This window comes from Mucilaginibacter sp. P2_A5, from assembly GCF_056404995.1.
On record NZ_JBFUCY010000027.1, the window covers coordinates 76155 to 93397 of the forward strand.

Below are 17243 nucleotides of genomic sequence, written 5' to 3' on the forward strand. Positions count from 1 at the left end.
TTAACAATAGTTCAAATTATTAATCAAGTGCCCCGGTTTTTATTTCACCGGCAAGTTTGCCTGTTTGGGTATTCACATCTCCCTTAACCACAAGCTTAATTACTGTTGCAATACTATCAACAGCCTTATCGGTTACATTTATAGTTATGCCGTCATTACCTGCACCGGTTTTTAAACCGTTCCCCCCCTCAAGCATTTTAGCACTAACAACTTCATTTTTTAACCCTGGAATTACCAGTTTACCATCGGCGGGCCAGTTAAATACAGAAAAATACAGGATTGTATTTTTACCATCGGGCTTAAGGGTGCAACGCCCCCAGCTTAGCGGTTGTAACGGGCTTGCCTTGGTAGCGTATATAGCCTCGCTGTTTACCTTCATCCATTCACCCATTTTTTTTAAAGTAGTTATGCTTTCCTGCGGGAACTCGCCCTCGGCAGTAGGGCCAACATTTAACAGGTAATTTCCACCTTTTGAGGCTATATCAATTAAGTTGTGGATCAAAGTTTCGGCAGTTTTCCACTTATGGTCGTAACTTTTATAACCCCAGGTTCCATTCATGGTCATGCAGGTTTCCCAGTCTTTTCCGTCAAGCTCACTAAGGTTAGGGATCTTTTGTTCGGGTGTTTTATAATCGCCGGCAAAATTGGGACGTTTAAGCCGGTCGTTAGTGATGATATTGGGCTGTAGTTTTAACGCGTCCTGAAGTTTTTGCGCAAACTCGTCCGTCATTGCCGTTGGCGTATCCCACCAAATTACAGCAACATCGCCATAATTAGTAAGCAGCTCTTTTACCTGCGGTACGGCTACTTTATCAATATATTGAGCCATAGTGCTTGAGGTTTGTGCAGGGTCCCAATGGCCGCTGTTTTCTTTGGTATAGGCATCAATCTTTGCCGAATCGGGGTTTGCCCAGCCCTCGCTGCTTATTTTACGTGCCGCTGCACCACCGGGGTTGTTCCAGTCCTGAGCCTGTGAATAATAAAAGCCAAGTTTAATACCATATTTGCGGCAAGCAGCGGCTAATGGTTTTAAAACATCTTTACCATAAGGTGTAGCATCGGCAATATTCCATTTGCTGGCGTTTGATTTAAACATCGCAAAACCATCATGATGCTTTGCAGTTATTACAATATATTTCATACCTGCCTCTTTAGCCAGCTTTACCCAGGCATCCGGGTCATATTTTACAGGATTAAACTTTTGGGCGTACTGTTGGTATTCGGCTACCGGAATTTTACCCCTGTTCATGATCCACTCCCCGCCGCGTCCTACCTCGTGCCCCTTGTACACACCTCCCAATCCGGCATAATCGCCCCAGTGAATAAACATTCCGAAACGGGCTTCGCGCCACCATTTCATACGTTCGTCGCGGGTAAGCTCTTTTTGAGCAAAAACAGTATGCGTAAATAATAGCAATAGCAAACAGGCTATAAAATGTTTTTTCATATTGGTTTACTTTTTAGCGGGTTACCGCTATGGTTTATAATGATTTGCAATTATGCTAATTGGTTATGAGCACGCGTTTGCACCGCTCTTACCCTAAGATACAAGCACGATGATGTTTGGTACCACCTCGGATCGGTAATAATCTACGAAAACGTTATAGTAGGGTCAGATTTTGTTCTTCGGGCCTGTTTGCTCAAGATACAGGCCTAAATTATTTACGGCGATAGGTCCGCTGGCTTTAAGTATAGTCAGTTTAACTTTCCAGGCTATGGTGACAGGAAATTTCAAGATCTGTTTCTTTCCAACAACCCCACTCCCTCCGGCTAATAATTTCCAGTCGCTATTTACAAGGGCTTCAATTTTATAGCTGTTTATATGCTGCCCCAGCGCCTCGCTGAATTGAAAGGTATTGATGTTAACAGGGCCTTCCATATCAATCTCAATCGTAGCCTTTGTTATGCCCTCGCCTGCACACCAATAAGTACTGCTGTTGCCGTCAATTGCTTTCTCGCCACCAAATTCACGTAAATTATCTTTAACATTGCTTGTGTTTACCGGGCGGTTTAGCGCCAGGTTTAAACCGGGTGGTTTATTATAATCTGTTTTAACCGGAGAGGCTTTTACTTGTTTATTAGGAAACATACGTACTGTGTTCTCCGCATAACCTATATTTCTTAATGCTGTTATTCCCAGCCTATCTGCCAGCTGCGCCAGGTAAAGGCTTTGTATAGCCACCGGAAAGCCGTGCGAATCAAAGTTGCCTTCCGTTAAAACCGGACTGCTGTCAAACAGCCTTGCTGTTTGCTCTCTTTTGCCAATACATCCGATAGCCCAGTTTACTGCACCAGGCGGGTTTTGGATTATATATGTTTTGGCTACGCAATTCCAGGCAACGGCCCAGCCCATCGTCCAGCCGTGGCCAGAGCCTGCGGCACCACGGTTCATAAAATCTATACCTCCATCAGGTACCGTACAGTTATCAACCAATAGACCGGTAGCCCATCGTTGGTGGGGCTGTATGCGACTGCCTATACCCCTAAAAGTGCAATTGAGTAAAACATTAGGCCCCGGAATCAATGAAGATGTCCAAACAAAATAAGTATTACCACCTGTAATTTCGCAACGGTCAATCAGGTTTTCGCTCCCTTCCAAACTAAAATCCGTTGGTTTAGATGCGCCAAGATTTGCATAAGTATGCTTAACAATAACCTTTTCCATGGTGATCCTGCTGCCGGCAAGTACAGTTGTATTCATTGTTTCTTCGCAAAACACATTTTTAACCCAGCAATCATCACCACCAATGCGTATACCGGCATAGGGGGCATGTCCATAATCAATTTCAAGGGGCGGGCATTGGATATGAATATTTTCTATCCCAACCTGTGTAACACGCCATACAGACTTTACTTTTGCAACCTCAATACCTGGTGGGTTTAAAAACCTGGAATCATAAGAATCAGCAAGCGGGATATTCACGGTTAATTTGTTGCCCGAAATGGCTGTAATTCTTCTTTTGTTAATAGCCGTTGCGCTTGTTTTGATCCATGTTTGCGGTTTACCTTCGCGGGTCATATTATCCATTCCCATAAAGTGAACCCAACTTTCGGTTACCGGTCTGTTAATGGCTATGGTATCCCCAATTGCAAATCCCGAGGCATCCGCCACAGTGAAAGCTATTGCGCCAGATGGTACATAAGCATCGGTAATTAAGGTTTTGGTAGTGTTTACTATGTCGCTATCTGATCTTTCTGTTTTTCCTAATGGCACATTTATGTTGCCTCGGCCAATTATTATAGCAGTATGAGGACTGCCAACCATTTTAATTGTAGTTCTTCCAGCTCCACTACCAGTACCCCGCAATACTATTCCTGGTGTTGACAAAATGATTGGACCAGAACAAATAAATACCCCGGGGGCCAGCTCCACTGCTCCCCTGAAACCGTTATTTAACGGCATAGCCGCCACCTGGTTAATAGCTTCCTGAATTATTTGGGTATCGTCTCCCTCGCCGGATGGTTTTATGAAACGCTTTGCAGGCACAACAGGCAAAGCCACACCGCCACCCTTGTAACCAGCATGCGAAAAATCCATGATCTTATCGCCGTTTAGGGTGATTTTATAAGCTAATTTCCCGCTGGCATCGCGATACACCCACTGGCTGCTCCCTTTTTGAGCAAATGTGTTAACAGCAATTAACCAGCATAGGATGAATGCTGTAATATTTTTCATCGGCATAATTAATTCTTTTGCGCTTAATGCCTGGCATTATAACCCACGTCTGTTGCATCAAGAGCATGTGCTTTAACGGTTGCTGTGCTCAATTCATCCGCCCCTATGTCAAAGGGTGCGGTACGGAGCTGCCCATCCATGTCAACGCTAACCGCTGGATAAGATGCAGCAGCATGATCAATGGCCGGACTGCCAGCTTGAACGTGATAAGTACCTGAAGATGTTTTAACCAGTTTAGGATCAACTGTTTTATAACCCTCAGCTGGTATATTACCGGCATCCTTTACATTATACAAAATATTGCCTGCCCATTGCGGGTTGGTATAAGGCCCTGAAATAGCAGCCGCAGATCCCCCACCCTGAATAATATTATTCACTACTGTAACATAAGTGGCTCCCATTCCATTCTTACGTTCTGTTTGAATAATATTTTCCTTATTGTTAATCAACGTATTAAATCCAATCAATATCCTGTCGGGCCGGTCATGCGCTGTTAATTGTGCACCATCAGCTACTTCACCGTCGCCATTACCAATTACCATTGCCGAACTGCAATTTTCAAAATAATTACTAAAGATCAGGTGGTCGTCGCCAAAAATGCGAAGTCCTGGCGTGTTGAAGAAATAATTGCCGTAAACCAAACTTTTGTTGCCATGGCGTAAAGTAAACTGAGCCGGACAATCCCGAACGGTATTATACCTAAGCGTTACTGCCGATGCTTTAACCGAGATCAGTTCATTCTCGCCCTGGCACCTTTCAAATAAATTATACTCAACAATGCTATTGCTTGATGATAAGCTAAAACCGCTTAACCCAAACTGAAGCGCTTCGGCACCGTTTTTACCGCCCTGGCTGGCAAAATTATTAAAATAGTTATGATGAATATGCAGTCTTTCGGCAATTTGCTTGCCCTCGCCACGGATAGCGATAAACCGTCCCATGGCATTCTTATTTTGAAAGGTATTATAATCAATTTCCTGGTCGCTACCGGCAACGGTAAGCTCCTCGCCATCACCCGGGTTTTCAAAAAGGTTTTGTGTAAAACGGCAATAGCTTGTACCTATGCCTGTTTTAGCACGACCGGCGGCATGTGTAAATTTAAAGCCCCGTATAATAATATATGCAGCCGGGTTCATCAGGCTAAAGCCACCCTGCCCGGTAATTTCTGCCCGGCCCAAGTTTTGGGCGGCAATGGTTATGGGCTCCTTCTCCGTTCCTTTATTATTAACAATTATATCTTCTGTTGTTGTATAAACACCATTAGTCAGCAAAATCACATCGCCCGGTTTTGCCCCTTTAATGGCCTTTTGCAAACCGGCAATAGAAGACACCGTAATAGTATTTGCTAAAAGTGCTTCTGATGACAACGACAATAAAATCGCAAGTACAAAAGCTAATCTGGCGCCTTTATTTTTAAAATAAATCCGGAGGTGTTTTTTAAGCATTATCATAGGTTTTTATTGGATGGATATATTAATGCTAACCTCGGCTTAATTCCTATTGATTTAATCATATAAAAAAGCTAATTAATATACTTAATTGACTCCATTGCTGACTGGCCGGCTCAACATATACCAGGCAGTGCAACATCCTTTTCAAAATTATTTTACCAGCTATTGCAAAAACCAGTTACAATAAATAAATTTAAAGTGTCGGCAATCATGTCGGCATAATAAACCTTATAACTTATCACAATGGAAGAAACAGCAACCATAACCCAGGATACTTTTGACCAAATGTATCAGTATGCATGTAACCTGTTTATGGCAGGCAAAAACGTATTCGAAGTAAAAGCAGCCCTGATTAGCCGCGGCTTAGATGCCGGAAATGCAGAATACATTGCCAACATGCTGAAACGGCAAGTTATCGACGCGAAAAAAGAAAAAGCAAAAAAAGATATGCTTTACGGCGCATTATGGTGTGGCGGCGGCCTGATACTGACACTGGCCCATATCGGCTTTATATTTTGGGGAGCAATACTTTTTGGCGCGATACAATTTTTCAGAGGGGTAGCCAATTTAAATTAAACATTACCGTTTAGTTTACCGACATAATCCCCACTTTTACCGACAACTTTTACCATTCTGCAAACTTTGGGTTTCGGCGGCGGCTGTGTTGCTTACTTTTGTTCGACGATTAAATCAAAGGATATGAACATTTTATCAGGAACCATGACCCAAAACGCCAACGATAGCTTTGATACTTCAACCATTTTTGGCGAGATAAAAAGAAGCATAATTTCAAAAGATTTTAAAGGAGGCAGTGTAAAGAATGTATTCGGCAGCACTGAACTGGATTTTACCCAGGCCGATATTACAGGACTTGCCTGCATAGATATATCGCAGGCATTTGGCCAGGTAACCATCGTAATCCCCTCCAACTGGCAAATTGAAGCGGATATAACCCATTTTGCCTCTCAACTGGAAGATAACCGGAGTTACATCACCAGGAAACAAAAATCAGATAAAATTTTGGTGCTTAAAGGCCTCTCGTTTTTTGCAGCTGTTGAAATTGTGAACGACCTGGAGGATTGAATAGAATCATTTGAAGCAATGCAGAATCCATATACCTGCTAAATTCTATTCATTGGCGACAATTGTAACAATTATTCTACCTACGATCAGTTTCTGCCAATGCCTCCCTCCTTTTCCCTAAATTAGGTTCATGAAACACATTAACCTAAATTTCGGCCTTCAGATGTGGCACAAGGCAAGGCCATTTGTTGTGGGCGCTTTACTTTATAGTGGTGTTGCCAACGCGCAATCTGCCAATCCTGTTATCAACAACATCATGACCGAGGAAACCGGCAACTCACAACTGGAAGACCTGGCCCATCAACTTTTTGATGGCATAGGCCCACGTTTGGTTGGTACACCGCAAATGAAACAGGCCAATGATTGGGCCGTAGCCAAATACAAAAGCTGGGATATACAGGCCCATAACGAAAAATGGGGCGAGTGGCGCGGCTGGGAACGCGGTGTTTCGCATATAGATATGGTATCGCCCCGCGTAAAATCATTAGAAGGCACCCAACTGGCCTGGAGCCCCGGCATGGGCAAAAAAACGGTGACTGCCGAACTCATCATCCTGCCCGACCTGGCCGATTCCGTTGCTTTTCAGCAATGGCTGCCTAATGTAAAAGGCAAGTTTGTGCTGATATCCATGTGCCAGCCAACCGGCCGGCCCGATTATAACTGGACCGAATTTGCAACCAAAGATTCGTTCGACAGGATGAAAGCCGCCCGTACCGCCCAAACCGACGCCTGGAAAAAGCGCATCAGCAAAACCGGTTTTACCAATAAAACATTGCCCGTTGCCCTTGAAAACGCCGGCGCGGCCGGTATTATCACCAATAACTGGTCGGCAGGTTTTGGGGTTGATAAAATTTTTGGCGCTTATACCAAAATAGTCTCTACTGTTGATATAGCATTAGAGGACTATGGTATGCTTTACCGCCTAACCGAATCGGGCAGCAGCCCTAAGATCAGCATTCATTGCGAATCAAAGGAGCTGGGTGTAGTGCCAACCTTTAACACCATTGCCGAGATTAGGGGCACAGAAAAACCTGATGAATATGTAATGCTAAGCGCCCATTTTGACTCATGGGACGGCGGCACGGGCGCTACAGATAACGGCACCGGCACCCTTACCATGATGGAGGCTATGCGCCTGCTCAAAAAATACTATCCTCACCCAAAACGTACCATTTTAGTTGGCCACTGGGGCAGCGAGGAAGAAGGATTGAATGGTTCGCGCGCTTTTGTAGAAGACCATCCCGAAATAGTTAAAAACCTGCAGGCTTTGTTTAACCAGGATAACGGTACCGGCCGTGTTGTTAATATTGGCGGCCAGGGGTTTGTTGAATCAAAAGATTATTTAACCAGGTGGCTTGCGGCTGTACCCGATACCATAAAAAACAGGATTAAAACCAACTTTCCCGGCCAGCCGGGTGGCGGGGGCTCCGATTTCGCCTCGTTTGTCGCGGTAGGCGCCCCGGGGTTTTCATTAAGTTCGCTCAACTGGTCTTACGGGTCATATACCTGGCATACCAACAGGGATACATACGATAAGGTAGTATTTGATGACTTAAAAAACAACGCCATCCTGGCCGCTATAATGGCCTATATGGCCAGCGAAGACCCAGTAAAAACAACCAATACCAAAACCGAGGGCATCAAATGGCCGGTACAAACCAAGGCCACCCGAAGGGGCGGGTTGGACAAGTAGTTGATTAAAACAGTACAATGAACCGAGGAAAAGCAAGCGTTTTAACATTGTACATTTATCAACGCTTTATATCAAAAAGCTTCCGGTTTGGGCCGGGAGCTTTTTTGCTTTATTACGTTGTGTAACAATATGTTTTTCATTAAAACTTTTTGCGCTTTTATAACTTGTTGATTAGATAAACCAACACATAAAGTTATGAAACATGCATTTATTTTTGGCACCACCATCTTTTTAAGCGAACAACGTACGCTTACCGTAAATGATGGCAACAACAGCGTAGAGTTTTTGCGGATACTAACTTATTACAATGAGCAAAAAAGTAACGAAAATCAGCCGCTGCGCATTGATGCCCATATTGCTACTACTGATGGCAGGGCATTAAATATTACCGATAATGTTGTTGCAGACAGAACAGATATTCGCCTGCAAATAAACGATTTCCGCATTAAAGTATACCAAACGGGCCACCACGAACCTGTGCTTGATGTTTACCAAATGGATAAGCACGAGTTTCACGGGCTATCAAGCCACATTCTTAACGAGATTAACGCCCAGCAACCCGACCGTGTGGTTAACATTAAAGGTAACTTTAACGTAGGCGAGGTACACTTCTTTATTGAAAACGAAAAAATGTTTGTTGATAAAAATGGCTATGCAAATGGCGTGGTAAACGCGCACCACGGCGTTATTTTATCACCGGTTGATCATGATTTTGATTGATTTTACCGGGCATAAATACGGAACATTTAACACAAATATCACATAATAAATTAGTTTTAAATTAAAACAACAACCGTTTTAAAGCGACACATTATCGCGTCACGCCCAATCCATTAAACCGTTTTTCATGAACTGGGGTATCCAAAGGAATACATCGGCCAATAATTCGGATGGAGGTATTTTACAAAACGATGCCGTGGTAGTTATCGCATCATACAAATTGTCGCCCGCCTGGCATACAGAAAGTAACGTGTATTGAACCTCGGTGAGCTCGGTCATCGTGACCCCGAAATTTTTACGGCTCACCGCGGTGAACGTTTTTTGTGGCGATGGCAGTTCATAATCCTCGTCCTTGTAAACCGACGTAAAAAAACGGATCATAGGAAAATCCAACTCCAGCAATTGCAGGCAGCCGGGAGTAATTACTTTAACGGTACCAAACAGGATACCCTGTATATTGATCTCCTGGTCGTGTTCTGTGGCACCCTCTGTTCCCGGCGCGCGTATGGCTTCCTGCCGGGCACGTTCCAGTTTGGCAAAAGCTATGGGCAAATTCATAAAATCATCAAACCCCTGTTCATCGCCAGGGATAACAGGTGGTTTTGTTTTGGCTAAAAAGGCAGGAAAAGACTTGCCCAGGTCATACAAAGTAAATGAAGTTGATGGGTGGTATAGTAAGTAAGCTTTGGCAAAGCTATCAAACACTTCATCGCCCATAAATTTCCGGCTGATGGCATAATCGGCATACATACATTCCAGCAGGCGCAGTAAATATCCGGAGCTATAAACGTTCAGGCGGGTATAAACCGATGCTTTGCCCTCATCAGTAACTACCACGTCAGTTTCATCAAGGCCGTGCAAATGCCATGCCTGCCCCAGTTTTTGGGGCAAGTGTCCTGGCGTCATCACTACGGTTGTGAGCCAGTTTTGCAAGAGTGCCAGTTTTTGATCCTTAGCCATTTGCCGCCTGCAGTTGAAATTCAACCGGGTTTGATACAGGCTGATGTTCCGATTTATTAATGCCCTGAACGGGGATGTTTCCTTTTAAAACTTCGCGGGCTTTATAAAGTTCTATCAGCAAATCGGGGTAATCAGGTATTTTAGCGTCCCACTCCAGCAGGGTACTTACACCGCCGGTTAATTGCTGTGCCCGGGCGTACAATTTCCATACTTCAGATGGTACGGGCTGGTCATGGGTATCAATCAGCAGGTCGCCACAATCTGTCGGGCCGGCAATATGCATTTGCACAATATGCTGATGCGGCAAATTATTAATATAATTAGCGCCATCAAAACCATGGTTTGTTGCCGATACAAATACATTGTTTACATCAAGCAATAGCCCGCAACCTGTTGTAGTAGCCAATGACGATAAAAAGCCCCACTCGGATATGGTTGATGCCTTAAACTGCAAATAAGTTGATGGATTTTCCAATATCAGCGGCCGCTTTAAATAATCCTGGATGCGCATCACCCGCTCACAAACGTGGATTAGGCTCTCCTGCGTCATGGGCATAGGCAGCAGATCATGCGTGTTGGTATAAGCAACTCCCGTCCAGCATAAATGATCCGAAATCCACTCCGGCTCGATAGCTTCGGCCAACGCTTTTATTTTTTCCAGGTATTTAAAATTGATAGGGTCGGTACTGCCAACTGATAGCGATACCCCGTGCATTACCACAGGTACCTGTTTGCGCACATGCATCAGCACGTGGCGGGCAAAGCCAAAATCATCCATAAAGTTTTCGCTGATGATCTCGAACCAGTCTACCTGCGCGGGGTTATGCAGCAGGTAATTAAAATGCTTGTTTCGTAAACCCACGCCAAGGCCCAAATTTGGCAGGCCCAGGCGTGGTAAAATATTGTTGCTCATTTGGTATGCTTTTATTTTTAGGTTGATGGCGGGAATGCTAAACGCAGGTCGCTTGGTTTTGATTTTTCAGGTACGGGCAATCCCCTCTTCTCTAAAACTGCCCGATAGGCTTTCCAGGCTACATCATAAACCAGTTCACCTTTTTCGTACTCAAGAATACCAAATGATTTTGGTTTGAAATCGGGCTTGCTGCCAAAATCATATAGTTGCATCCGGTACTCTTCTCCATCTTTTAGGGCAGGGTACATTTGTGATGCCGAAATAGGAACAGCGCAGCCACCCAAAGCTTTGCAGGCATTATCTGCCGGCGGGCTAAAAGGCAAAGCGTTTGCTGCAGGCCATCCGGGTTGTGTTTTATAAAAAGCAGTAGCCTTGCCACCGCACAGCCCGCCGCCTGTAGTTTTCTGAACAAAGCCGCAACCACCTTCGGTTTTACAGTCGTTTGATCCTTTGCAGGTATGGTAAATGGCTGTTGTTGCACAGGTTTCCGGATCATCTTTCAACACATCATCCAGGCTCATTCCCTGACAGGCATGGTAAAGGTGTTGGGTGCGGTCTATTGGTTTATCATGCGGCGAGGTTACGCCGAGGCTGATGTCTGGCGCCTTACCAAAAACAGCCCAGCAGATTGACATTCTATCGCCCGAGCCTCCCATTGATGGGTAAGGGAATTGTGTTTTAGGGTTTTTAAAATAATCGTTAAGTACTTTGGTTACACCGGCTATGGCGCCTGTAGAGGCGCGGCTAAATAGCTCAAAGTTTTTAGCATCGGCAGTATCATTAAGCTTTAACCTGTTTAAAGCGCCGGCAATATCGCCCGATGCAGGCAGCTGAGGATTGTGTGAAGGATCATAAGCTGCGGTTTGTAATGATTCGGCCGACCATGAATTTCCTTTCGCATGCCATTGGTCCCAGGTTTCAATCTGTCCCTCCATCAGCAAATTCATAACAAAAGCAAAAGTTTCATAATGGTCCATTTTGCCAAATGTGTCGCGGGCATCGGCTTTGGCCGATGACGCATCGGCACCTGTAGCAGTATAGGAGGGATATTTATTCTTCAAAACCGGGCAACTTGGCCTAAACTGGTCTTGCACGGCGCTTAGGTTAACATGCTGATGGGTGTCCTTGCTTTTATTCATCCTATCCAGGATTTGTTTAATTACACCGCCGCCTTCACCCTGGTCGGTAATGCCGTTAATCATGTTCATGGCATCCAGCAGGGCAGCTTCCGATTCGGTATTCTGGATACTGGTAGCAATACCAGGGTATTCATCATCGCCCGGATCCTTCGGATCTGGTTCTGTTTCAGGATCGAGCCTCTCCGGGTTAAAAATTTCCTTTTGTACGGCTACATCCCCCCCGCCCTTTCCTTTTTCAAAAACAATATCCCAAAGGGTCGCGCCATCGGTATAGGTTATGGACAGGTAATTCCACAATTGCAGGTACATGTTCCCTATCGATCCAAAGAAAGGTAAATCGGTACCAGGTTTCCAATTATCAAAAGGTGCTTTCTCACTGTATTTAGCAATTTTATCAGGGTCAATCAATTTTTCGGCATCAGTTTCGGTTTGCTCAATGGCCAAAAATAAGCGTACCTGTTCTTTATTCATTGCTCCTGTTTTAACTTTTACTTTGTCAAATGGAGCAACGCAATCTTTAAAATCGAGGATGTGCGGCAATACGGTTTTGTCATCGCCATAGCATTTCCAGGCGTAAGTTTCCTCGTCCTGTAAGGGCTCGCAGGTAAACTTAGGGTCGTACCCAACCACTTTGGCCAGGTTTGATACAATTTGCAGGTGCAGCATTTCGGCCACAAAAACACTAAAAACAGCATTAAATGCCTTTTCATTTGCCGTTGCAGGTTTGGCAGTTGCCGCCATACCAGGCCAGGTGCGGCCCAGGTAAAAGTTATTGCCCTTGCTGTTCATCTCATGCATCCCCTGCAGAGAGTATAACGAGGTCATGTACAAAGGAATGGTAAACAACTCGACGTTCACGGCAGCCTGTACAATAGCGTGCAAGGCCTGTTCGTCAACTTCTTTAAATGAAACCGGGCGATTTTTGAGCCGGTCGTCGTGCGTAAATAGTAAGGTACTTTTCATGGTTAAGTTTTTTAGGTTATGATTGTGGCGTAGTTGGTATTATACCATTTGATATATCTTCAAGCGCTTTTATTCCAGGCAAGAACAAAAGCAAGCTGCCATCTGTACGGATAAAACGCTCCAGACCTGTCATTTTTTGATAGTTTTTATCGGTTTCATCCTCGGGCAGGAAATAAAAATCCGTTGAATCTGTTTCTTTGGCCGGCCCAAATAACGGGTCGACGCCACTTGCATTAGGGCTATCATAACCAGGTCTGAAACCACCGCGATTTATCCACATTTTCATGATAAATACAAACTGGTCGGTTAAGTTGGCGCAAATAAACAGGCCAACTAAACCCCTTTGAATGCCCTCCGGTTCATTTTCAACATAATCGGGGCCATAAGGGCCCGCCCGGCGCATAATCCGGCGCCCTTTGGCATAATTTGGTTTGCCCTCGTCATCCTTATTTCCAACTACTTTAGTATCGTCCCTTGGGTTGGTACGCCTGATGTGGGCGGCGTATGGACATAATCGCCCCAGATCGTCATTGTCGCCGTCGCCTTTTTGGTTAGGAGTAGCTTCAATGTAGTTAAAATTGGTAAAATCAAAATCTTTCAGATTTGGATTCGGTTTATGAGGCGATACTACCAGCGGCGTTCCATCAAACCATCGGCCGCACATTTTAGCAGCTACCAATTCGGGGTTTGCATCCTCAGGTTTTCCGCCTTCCGGAACTTTATTAATAAATTTATTAAAGGCTTTAACATCCTGGTATAATAATCTAAAAGCGGCGAAACTCCCGTTTTCAAGCAACGGGTGGGGGGCAAATATTGTAGGCGAGCCTTCCCTTGGATATTTTTTGATATTGATAACAAATTGATCAGTAGGTACAATTTCCCTGTCGTCGATACCACCCTTGCCCGATAACAAACGTTCGTCTTTAATATTCCAGGGTACCGTGTTAAGCCGGGGCTGCGAGAAACTATCCTTATAACCAAAATGAATATAATCATCGCCCTTAGGCAATGGTTCCGAATCTTTAAAAAACACAGCGGTTACGGCCGGCCCATGAGTACCTGCGGGGATCATTGTTAAAAGGTTTTGATAATAGCTTTCAAGGCTTTGGCCATTATGCGCAAAAATACTGATCTGTATGTGCAGGTCTGATCCATCAGCAAGCGGTGGTACTTCGCGATTAAGCCAACCTTCTGACCTTTGCCACCATAAATCTGGTGCGCTATTACCAATATCGCCAAGGATATCAGCACGTTTTACAGCGCCCGGTTTAAATGAATTAAAAAACTCAAAGCTATCTCCGCTAACTCTGTTAAAATTTACTGGTTTTTGCGGATCCTTGTCAATTAATATTTTAAGGCCCTGGGCCGTAAAGCCAATATTTAAGCAATAATCTGGTTTGTACCCTGGTTTCCAGGAAGCGGCGGTGGTAACATTAAGCAGTCCGTTACTACCTGGCAGCAGTTTTTTACAAAAATACTGCGCCCCCTCTCTGTCGTTTATTTTAAATACAATGTAACGGATGTAGGGGAAATTATAACCGCGGAGTATTAAGCCTTGTATGTCGTTAAAGTTGGGAATGGGTTCGATAAGGGTATCAATCTCGTCTTGATTTAGATTCGTCATGGCAAAATAGGTTTTTAAGTGAGGCTCCGCTTAATGAGGGGCCCGATAATAATTTAACATTCAGAAGGCGGATCTGACGGATCAAACTCGATATCTTCCGGCTTTGACGGCCACAGTACCTGGGCATCGGGATAGTTTGCCAATATTTTACCTATGGTTAAGCCAGGAAAAGTATAATTAAGAATAAACTTTTGCCCCATTTTGGGCTTTGTGGCAGCCGGAATTGTTGGATCAGAAAAATTATACCGCATTAATAAACAATTAAATGCAGCCGGGCTATTTTTAACACCACCTTTTTCGATGATACGGGCGGCCGAAGTTGGATCAGTAGGTTCTACAATACCATCTTCGTTCAATTCACCGATGATAGCGTCAAGTAAACCGGCAATAAAATCGTTGTCGACAAATGATTTGATATAAGGTTCAAAATCGGCATCGTAAATTGCCTGTACAACAAACAAGCCCCTATCGTCCATAGCCTGAAAACTTGGGATAGGCAGGCCTGCCGACTGCCCTTTAGGCAAATGATAAAACATAGAAAAGTGAACGCCAGTTGAAGCCCGCATGTCGTTAAGCGGCGCCGTTGCCTGTTTAAGGGTTGTTAAAGCATGCTGTACTTTGTCGGCCGAATTGTCTTTTAAGGGCAGAAACAAAAGTAGCATGTGCTGCTGCTCTGATTGAATTAACCGTTTGATAGAAGTTGCCATGGTATAGTTGTTAGGTTAGTTTTTTGCACCTACTCTTTTAAGGCTTTTCGGTATCCGCCTGTTGGTTTTATCAAAAACAAGGGCAAAGTTTTCACGCTTAGCTTTTTAAAGGCTATTAAAGGGTTTTTAAGATTGTACTTTGATATTCTGGTTTATAATAATTTATTCCCGGTTACATTTCCAAACCGGTAACTTATGCTTACTTCATGGGTGGTGATATTAACACCACCCAGGTTATTTGATGACGTGCCAAACTGGTAGCTATACCCTACCCTGAATGCTTTACCAATTACCGATAACATAGCCGCTGCTTTTTTATCGGTACGGTAATTTAAGCCTATCCCCAATTGTTCCTTCAGGTACAATGTACCCGATATATTGGCCAAAACAGGCGATCCGTTCACATAACTAACCAGTGTGGCGGGTTTAACCTTTACATCGTCGCTTACATCGGCCAGGTAGGCCCCTGCAAAGTAGTAATGCGTACGCAGGTAATTGGCCTGCTGCTCCGATGCTGTACCCAGGCTGCGGATGGTAAACTCGGGAACCGATAAACCCACGTAATAATTAGCGCTATAGAACATTACCCCAAAGCCAATATTAGGTTTGGTTTCTCGCACATCATTCATAAACTGTGGGTCTGATGCATCAAGCTGGGAGTAATTGCCAACATAATTGCGAACCCCGGCATTTAGCGACACAGCGAGGTAATCGGTTTGAGTAAGCTGAATACCCTTTGCAAAAAACGCGTTAAACTCTATCTGGTGCTCAACGGCAGCCTGGTCATTCAATACATATACCCCCGCCGCGCCTGTTATCGACTCGATTGGAAAATTAGCATTTAGCATCAGGCTGCTCGGCGCGCCATCTATACCTATAAATTGTTTACGCCCTAACACGCTTACCGATCCGGCCTTATCAAGTATTGAGTACGCCGGGTTAACCGCCGTAAGGTTATCTGCATATTGGCTGTAACTATAAATTTGTTGTTGTGCAAAAACCTTGCTACAAGTTGCCAATGCAAGTACCAGGCTCAGCGTTATCGTATTTTTTTTATTGAGCATTTTTGTAATCCTGTTATCCGGTGTGTTTAGTGTTAAGTTATTACTCTTTCATGCAAGGCTAATTTTCGGACTTAATCCCTCGTAACCTGCTCATGAAAAACTTAGTAATGATAGCTTGAATTATAAACTTGACCAAGGGGTTTATCAGCCTAAATTGCCGCCCTTAACCAGCTATTTTCACCCTTCATTGGCAGATAAATTACGGCAAACCCCGGTTGCCTATTTAGTATCAGCAACCGGGGTTATTAATATTCCTTGTCAGGCCTCTGCTCGGTTCCTGTTAATATTTCAGGATGATATAACCTGTTTTACGTTTAGTTTCGTTACCATCCTTATATTCTAACGAGTAGTAGTAAGTTCCCGGTTTCTGCATCGCTCCGCTCTTGTTGGAGTGGCCATTAAACACGTTACCGTTACTTCCGTAGCCTTTTACATCGTATACCAATGCCCCGCCGGCATTCATGATGCTCAGGCGGTTATCGGCATAATTTTCAATACCATCAATGGTGAACACATCGTTAATACCATCGCTATTTGGTGACAAGGCCTGGTGAACGGTGATATTTCGGCTGGCAACGTCATTTGATTTTTTTGCAATACCGGTTGGCGGGTTTAAAAGCAATGAATTTAAGCTCATATTACCCGGATCATTTTTATTTACGACAACGGAATAAGTACGGACGCTGACACCATCCTGCCCTGTAACTGAAATATGGATTGTAGTTGATCCGGTTGCATTTAGTGTTATCGGGGCGGATGTAACCCCGCTGGCTACCGTATTGCCCTCAATCCGTATCACTGCATTCGGGTCTAAAGCTGTAGCTACAACGGCAACAGTAGCTGTAGTAACCGATACCGAGGTTTGATAATTTATATTACTGGTACCCGTTGTTACCGACAATGGGCTTGAAGGGCTTAATGCCAATGAACTTATTGAAGTATTACTTGATCCGTTTTTGTACACGGTAATGGAATATGTACGAATAGTGGCACCATCTTCGGCTGTTACAGAAACAAGAATAACAGTTGCTCCGGTTTCGTTCAGCGTTATCGGTGCAGATGCGCTTCCGCTCAACACCACATTGCCCTCAATCCTTATTACCGCGTTTGGATCTGCACTTGCAGCCGTAACAGTTATGCTTGACGTCGAAGCCAATACCGACGTTTGATAATTTACCGTGCTGCTGCCCGTTATAACTGTCAGCGTAGAAGCTGGGCTCAGGCTTAATGAGCTCAAAGCAGGATTACTT

Annotated in this window: 14 protein-coding genes; 4 read left to right on the forward strand and 10 right to left on the reverse strand. The window is 44.3% G+C overall.

Going from position 1 to position 17243, the window contains the following annotated elements; genetic code table 11:
* Positions 1 to 19 precede the first annotated feature (19 nt).
* The 3 genes from AC1DXF_RS21790 to AC1DXF_RS21800 form a co-directional block, all read right to left on the reverse strand.
* The gene (locus tag AC1DXF_RS21790; protein ID WP_477450814.1) at positions 20 to 1447 is read right to left on the reverse strand and encodes an alpha-L-fucosidase; all 1428 of its coding nucleotides are present in this window, start codon (positions 1445 to 1447) and stop codon (positions 20 to 22) included.
* Between the two features lie 165 nt (positions 1448 to 1612).
* A complete protein-coding gene (locus AC1DXF_RS21795) occupies positions 1613 to 3676 on the reverse strand; it encodes a discoidin domain-containing protein (protein WP_477450815.1) in 2064 nt (687 codons plus the stop codon).
* Positions 3677 to 3699: 23 nt separating this feature from the next.
* Positions 3700 to 5121: a chondroitinase-B domain-containing protein gene (locus AC1DXF_RS21800; RefSeq protein ID WP_477450816.1), complete on the reverse strand. Its 1422-nt coding sequence runs from the start codon at positions 5119 to 5121 to the stop codon at positions 3700 to 3702.
* A 249-nt stretch (positions 5122 to 5370) separates the two neighbouring features.
* Between AC1DXF_RS21800 and AC1DXF_RS21805 the strand changes: the two genes are divergently transcribed.
* From AC1DXF_RS21805 to AC1DXF_RS21820, 4 genes are all read left to right on the forward strand, one after another.
* Positions 5371 to 5703, forward strand: a complete 333-nt coding sequence (locus tag AC1DXF_RS21805) for a hypothetical protein (protein ID WP_477450817.1) — start codon at positions 5371 to 5373, stop codon at positions 5701 to 5703.
* A 123-nt stretch (positions 5704 to 5826) separates the two neighbouring features.
* The gene (locus AC1DXF_RS21810) at positions 5827 to 6210 is read left to right on the forward strand and encodes a LiaF domain-containing protein (RefSeq protein ID WP_477450818.1); all 384 of its coding nucleotides are present in this window, start codon (positions 5827 to 5829) and stop codon (positions 6208 to 6210) included.
* Between the two features lie 130 nt (positions 6211 to 6340).
* The gene (locus tag AC1DXF_RS21815) at positions 6341 to 7903 is read left to right on the forward strand and encodes a M20/M25/M40 family metallo-hydrolase (protein ID WP_477450819.1); all 1563 of its coding nucleotides are present in this window, start codon (positions 6341 to 6343) and stop codon (positions 7901 to 7903) included.
* 195 nt (positions 7904 to 8098) lie between these two features.
* Positions 8099 to 8623, forward strand: coding sequence for a hypothetical protein (locus AC1DXF_RS21820; RefSeq protein WP_477450820.1), 525 nt, complete (start codon positions 8099 to 8101; stop codon positions 8621 to 8623).
* A gap of 99 nt (positions 8624 to 8722) precedes the next feature.
* Here the strand turns inward: AC1DXF_RS21820 and AC1DXF_RS21825 are convergent, their stop codons facing one another.
* The 7 genes from AC1DXF_RS21825 to AC1DXF_RS21855 form a co-directional block, all read right to left on the reverse strand.
* Positions 8723 to 9583: an HvfC/BufC family peptide modification chaperone gene (locus AC1DXF_RS21825; protein WP_477450821.1), complete on the reverse strand. Its 861-nt coding sequence runs from the start codon at positions 9581 to 9583 to the stop codon at positions 8723 to 8725.
* Positions 9576 to 10496 carry an MNIO family bufferin maturase gene (gene bufB, locus AC1DXF_RS21830; RefSeq protein ID WP_477450822.1) on the reverse strand — a complete coding sequence of 307 codons (921 nt, stop codon included), beginning with the start codon at positions 10494 to 10496 and terminating at the stop codon, positions 9576 to 9578. The genes AC1DXF_RS21825 and bufB overlap by 8 nt, the downstream gene beginning before the upstream one ends.
* Before the next feature lie 17 nt (positions 10497 to 10513).
* A complete protein-coding gene (locus AC1DXF_RS21835) occupies positions 10514 to 12598 on the reverse strand; it encodes a ferritin-like domain-containing protein (protein WP_477450823.1) in 2085 nt (694 codons plus the stop codon).
* Between the two features lie 16 nt (positions 12599 to 12614).
* Entirely contained in the window at positions 12615 to 14222 is a 1608-nt protein-coding gene (locus tag AC1DXF_RS21840; RefSeq protein ID WP_477450824.1) for a Dyp-type peroxidase, read from the reverse strand.
* Between the two features lie 53 nt (positions 14223 to 14275).
* Positions 14276 to 14929 carry a hypothetical protein gene (locus AC1DXF_RS21845; protein WP_477450825.1) on the reverse strand — a complete coding sequence of 218 codons (654 nt, stop codon included), beginning with the start codon at positions 14927 to 14929 and terminating at the stop codon, positions 14276 to 14278.
* Positions 14930 to 15081: 152 nt separating this feature from the next.
* Entirely contained in the window at positions 15082 to 15993 is a 912-nt protein-coding gene (locus tag AC1DXF_RS21850; RefSeq protein ID WP_477450826.1) for a PorP/SprF family type IX secretion system membrane protein, read from the reverse strand.
* Between the two features lie 280 nt (positions 15994 to 16273).
* The coding region (locus AC1DXF_RS21855) for a cadherin-like beta sandwich domain-containing protein (RefSeq protein ID WP_477450827.1) at positions 16274 to 17243 on the reverse strand (970 nt) is incomplete at its 5' end.